Source organism: Candidatus Merdisoma sp. JLR.KK006 (assembly GCF_036941035.1).
In the GTDB taxonomy this organism is placed as follows: domain Bacteria; phylum Bacillota; class Clostridia; order Lachnospirales; family Lachnospiraceae; genus Laedolimicola.
In genome coordinates, this window is the sequence record NZ_JAYMNS010000094.1 from 1 (window position 1) to 538 (window position 538).

Annotated in this window: 1 protein-coding gene; it reads left to right on the forward strand. The window is 55.0% G+C overall.

All coding sequences use genetic code 11. The annotated features are described in order from the left end of the window. A partial coding sequence (locus VSQ61_RS22740) for a hypothetical protein (protein ID WP_334346588.1) occupies positions 1-538 on the forward strand: 538 nt, incomplete at both ends.

The following is a 538-nucleotide window of genomic DNA, read 5'->3' on the forward strand; positions in this document are numbered from 1 at the left end:
CGTATACGCCTATGACGCATTGGGCCAGGTGACCTCCATCACCAACGCCATGAACGGGGAGACCTCCACCATCTACGATGCCAACGGCCAGATAACCACGGCGGCAAACGAGCTGGCGGGAGAGGGAACCACCCACAAGGTACGTTACGAGTATGATTCCATGGGCCGTGTCACCAAGCGTTACAACGAGGACAACTCCTATGTGAAATACGCTTACGACAAGAACGGGAACCTGGTCCGCATGACCAACGAGAGGGGCAACGTCTACACCTATACTTATGATAAGAACAACCTGCCCTTAACGGAAACGGATCCCATGGGCGGCACCACCACGGTGACCTACACTCCAAACGGCCTGACCGAGAGCGTGACCGACGCATTGGGCGGCGTTATCCGCTACACCTATGACAAGAACGACAACCTAGTCAAGATGGTGGATGCAGAGGGCCACACCCTCACTTACACCTACGACAAAAACAACCGCCCAGTATCCGCCGTGGATGCCAACGGCAACAAGACGAAGTTCACTTATGATGCA